The sequence below is a fragment of the Streptomyces sp. NPDC026673 genome (assembly GCF_040638135.1).
GTDB lineage: Bacteria > Actinomycetota > Actinomycetes > Streptomycetales > Streptomycetaceae > Actinacidiphila.
The window spans coordinates 1-3,732 of the sequence record NZ_JBEZXR010000168.1; the positions used below are offsets into that span (position 1 = coordinate 1).

A 3,732-nucleotide genomic window follows, 5' to 3' on the forward strand; every position below is an offset into this window, starting at 1 on the left:
CCATGCACATAAATATGCGGTCCAGAATGCCCAGCCCCGGAGGCCCCGACCCCGGCCCACCACACACGCAGCGGCGCGGTGCCTGACCGCGCCGGATGGGGGCACCCCCGGCCGAAGGTTGGGGGAGGGCGGGCGGGCGGGTGGAGGCCCGCCGCAGGCGCAAACGACCCGCACACAACAACCGGGCACCAGCAAACCGCACCGCCCCGCACTCGCTACGCGGAAAGGCGGGACACCGCATCCCCCACGGACAACTCCTCCCGCTCCCCGCTCCGCCGGTCCTTGACCTCGACGACCCCGTCCGCCGCCCCGCGCCCCACCACGAGAATCGTCGGCACCCCGAGCAGTTCCGCGTCGGTGAACTTCACGCCCGGGGAGACGCCCGCACGGTCGTCGACGATGACCCTGACCCCGGCCGCGTGCAGCTTCTCCGCGACCTCCAGGGCCAGCTCCGTCTGCAGCGCCTTGCCCGCCGCGACGACGTGGACGTCCGCCGGGGCGATCTCACGCGGCCAGCACAGGCCCTTCTCGTCCGCCGTCTGCTCCGCCAGCGCGGCGACGGCGCGAGAGACGCCGATGCCGTAGGAGCCCATGGTGACCCGGACGGGCTTGCCGTTCTGGCCGAGGACGTCGAGCTCGAAGGCGTCGGCGTACTTGCGCCCGAGCTGGAAGATGTGGCCGATCTCGATGGCCCGGTCCAGGCGGAGGCCGGCGCCGCAGCGGGGGCAGGGGTCGCCGGCCTGGACGGTCACGACGTCGAGGTACTCGTCGACCTCGAAGTCGCGGCCGCAGACGACGTTGCGCGCGTGGGTGTCGGGCTTGTTGGCGCCGGTGACCCAGGCCGTGCCCGCGGCGACGCGCGGGTCGGCGAGGTAGCGGACTCCGGTGAGGCCCTGCGGGCCGACGTAGCCGCGGACGAGGTCGGGGCGGCCGGTGAAGTCCTCGGCCGTGACGAGTTCGACCTCGGCGGGGGCCAGGTGCTCGGCGAGCTTGCCGAGGTCGACCTCGCGGTCACCGGGGACACCCACCGCGACGATCTCGCCGTCGACCTTGACCAGGAGGTTCTTCAGGGTCGCCGAGGCCGGCACGCCGAGGTGGGCGGCGAGCGTCTCGATGGTCGGGGTGTCGGGGGTGTCGACCTCCTCCAGCGGCGGGTGGACACCGCCCTCCACCGGGGGCACCACCGTGGTGACGGCCTCGGTGTTGGCCGCGTAGTCGCACGCGGGGCAGTCGGCGAAGGTGTCCTCGCCGGCCGCGGCGGGGGCGAGGAACTCCTCGGAGGCCGAGCCGCCCATGGCGCCGGAGACGGCGGAGACGATGCGGAAGTCGAAGCCCAGCCGCGAGAAGATCTTGATGTAGGCCTCGCGGTGCAGCCGGTAGGCCTCGGCCAGTCCCTCGTCGGTGGTGTCGAAGGAGTACGAGTCCTTCATCTGGAACTCGCGGCCGCGCAGCACTCCGGAACGGGGCCGGGCCTCGTCGCGGTACTTGGTCTGGATCTGGTAGAGGATCACCGGCAGGTCCTTGTAGGACGTGGACTGGTCCTTCACCACCTGGGTGAAGATCTCCTCGTGCGTGGGACCGAGCACATAGGCCGCGCCCTTGCGGTCGCGGAGCTGGAAGAGCAGGTCGCCGTACTCGTCGGCGCGCCCGGTGGCCTCGTAGTTCTCCCGGGGGAGCAGCGCGGGCAGCAGGACCTCCTGGCCGCCGATGGCGTCCATCTCCTCGCGGACGACGCGTGAGACGTTCTCCAGCACCCGCTTGCCGAGCGGCAGCCAGGTCCACACCCCCGCCGAGGAGCGGCGGACGTATCCGGCCCGGACCAGGAGCTTGTGGCTCGCGGTCTCGGCGTCGGCCGGGTCGTCGCGCAGCGTCTTGAGCATCAGCCGGGACATGCGCAGGACCATGGGGGCTCTCCAGGGGGTTTCGTACCGTTCCCGCGAGGATATCGAGCCGTGCCGGGCCACCGGAAACGCGTTACCGTGCGAGCGGCAGGCGGGCGCCCATGACCGCGTAGGGGCTGGCCGCGCTGGGGAAGTGCACGGGCCGGGCGAGATCGGCGTAGCCGAGGGCGCGGTAGAGGCGCCGGGCCCGGCTCTCGGTGTCGATGGCGGACAGGATGCTGCGGGGCTCGTCCGCGCCGTCGGTGATGGTGGTGATGAGGGCGCGGCCGATGCCGCGGCCCTGGAATTCGGGGTGGACGTGCAGTTCGGTGATGGTGAAGGAGTCGTCCAGCCACTCGTCGGTGCCGGTACGGCGCAGGTACGGCTCGACGACCGTGGACCACCAGTGGGTGCGGCTGTTGGGCATGCCGTACACGAAGCCGGTGAGCCGTCCGTCGGGGGTGAGCGCCCCCAGCGCGCGGACGCCCGGGAAGCACAGGTGTCGCAGCACGATCTGCCGGCGGATGGCGACCTCGTCCGCTCCCAGTCCGAAGGCCACCGCCTGGACGGCCAGTGCCTCGTCCACCCGTGCCGCCAGGTCGATCGGCTCGACCGCCACGTCATCCATGGGCGGCGACACTACTAGAACAGGACGCTCATGAAGGCGCCGACCTCGGTGAAGCCGACGCGCCGGTAGGCGGCCCGCGCGGGCGCGTTGAAGTCGTTGACGTAGAGGCTGGCCACGGGGGCCACGTCGCGCAGCGCGTAGTGCAGGACGGCGGCCATGCCGGTCTCGGAGAGACGGCGGCCGCGGTACTCGGGGGCAACCCAGACACCCTGGATCTGGCAGGCGTGCCGGGTGACGGCGCCGATCTCCGCCTTGAAGACGACCTTCCCGTCCTCGATGCGGGCGAACGCCCGGCCGGCGGCGACGAGTTCGGCGACGCGCGCCTGGTAGAGCAGGCCGCCGTCGCCGCCGAGCGGGGAGACCCCGACCTCCTCGGTGAACATGGCCACGCACGCGGGCATGATCACGTCCATCTCGTCGCGCCGGACCCGCCGGACGTACGGGTCGGGTTCGACCTGCGCGGGCAGCGCCCGGGTGACCATCAGCGGCTGGTGGGCGCGGACCTCGCGGGCGGGGCCCCAGCTGGGTTCGAGCAGCGACCACAGGGCGGAGGTCGGGGCGGAGGGGCCGACGATGGAGGAGCAGCGGCGCCCGGCGCGCAGTGCCCGTTCGGCGAAGGCCCGTACGGCCTCGGGTCCGGCGCAGATCGGGACGAGGTTGGCGCCGGCGTAGCAGAGCGCCTCCAGGCGTCCGCCGGAGTACCAGCCCCACATCTCGCCGCCGAGCCGCCAGGGGTCGAGACCGGCGACGGCGACCCGGGACGCGACGAACGCGTTGGTCACCGGATCGCGGTCGAGCACCGCGAGCGCGGCGTCCAGCTCGCCGGGCTCCATGACCTTGGTCGTCGTGGTCGTCAACACGTGGGGCGCCTCACCGTACGGGCCGCAGCGGTCGGGGGAAGTCCCCGAACCTTACCTCGCGAACGCCTGTTCCGCCCGTGCCCGCCCGTATCCCGGACCGCGAGGGACCCGGGACGCGGGCGGGGAAGGGTCAGCTGACGGAGACGGAGGGCTCGCCGGAGGCGATGCCGTCGGCCTCCATCTGCTCGGCGAGCTTCATGGCCTCCTCGATGAGGGTCTCCACGATCTTCGACTCCGGCACGGTCTTGATGACCTCGCCCTTGACGAAGATCTGCCCCTTGCCGTTGCCCGAGGCCACCCCCAGGTCCGCCTCGCGCGCCTCACCCGGACCGTTGACGACACAGCCCATCACCGCGACCCGCAG

General features: G+C 72.4%; 4 protein-coding genes. All 4 read right to left on the bottom strand.

The annotated features are described in order from the left end of the window. Window positions 1–215: 215 nt before the first annotated feature. On the bottom strand, window positions 216–1,904 hold the full coding sequence (locus tag AB0F62_RS42535; protein WP_361812221.1) for a proline--tRNA ligase: 1,689 nt from the start codon (window positions 1,902–1,904) through the stop codon (window positions 216–218). A gap of 70 nt (window positions 1,905–1,974) precedes the next feature. Beyond that, window positions 1,975–2,508, bottom strand: a complete 534-nt coding sequence (locus AB0F62_RS42540) for a GNAT family N-acetyltransferase (protein WP_361812224.1) — start codon at window positions 2,506–2,508, stop codon at window positions 1,975–1,977. Window positions 2,509–2,522: 14 nt separating this feature from the next. Continuing rightward, window positions 2,523–3,368 carry a GNAT family N-acetyltransferase gene (locus tag AB0F62_RS42545; protein WP_361812227.1) on the bottom strand — a complete coding sequence of 282 codons (846 nt, stop codon included), beginning with the start codon at window positions 3,366–3,368 and terminating at the stop codon, window positions 2,523–2,525. 130 nt (window positions 3,369–3,498) lie between these two features. Beyond that, window positions 3,499–3,732: flavodoxin-dependent (E)-4-hydroxy-3-methylbut-2-enyl-diphosphate synthase (locus AB0F62_RS42550; RefSeq protein WP_361812229.1), on the bottom strand; the 234-nt coding region annotated here is incomplete at its 5' end.

Coding starts and splice junctions, on each gene's coding strand:
- AB0F62_RS42540 (WP_361812224.1), bottom strand. CDS start 2,508: ATGGATGACGTGGCGGTCGAGCCGATCGACCTGGCGGCACGGGTGGAC.
- AB0F62_RS42535 (WP_361812221.1), bottom strand. CDS start 1,904: ATGGTCCTGCGCATGTCCCGGCTGATGCTCAAGACGCTGCGCGACGAC.